Below are 291 nucleotides of genomic sequence, written 5' to 3'. Positions count from 1 at the left end.
ACTACTCCAGCCGCTTCAGCACCGCTGCCAGCCAGCAGTACAACCTCGACACCAACGGCCAGGCCGTCACGCTGGCCACCGCCCTCACCAGCTCCGGCGGCTCGCTGACCAAGTCCGGCACCGGCACACTGACCCTCACCGGCGCCAACACCTATGACGGTGGCACCACGCTCACCGCAGGCACGCTGGCCCTGGGCAGCGCCGGCGCCATCGGCTCCACCGGCACCATCACCCTCGGCGGCGGCTCGCTGCAGTTCTCTGCCAGCAACACCACCGACTACTCCAGCCGCT

Annotated in this window: 1 protein-coding gene; it reads left to right on the top strand. The window is 69.8% G+C overall.

Annotated elements, in window-relative coordinates:
• Positions 1 to 291 (top strand): autotransporter-associated beta strand repeat-containing protein (locus ACG04R_RS28505; protein WP_394418217.1); only part of this gene is annotated, 291 nt, incomplete at both ends.

The organism is Pelomonas candidula (genome assembly GCF_043555985.1).
Lineage (GTDB): Bacteria > Pseudomonadota > Gammaproteobacteria > Burkholderiales > Burkholderiaceae_C > Pelomonas > Pelomonas candidula.
This window is presented reverse-complemented; position numbering and strand designations above follow the sequence as displayed.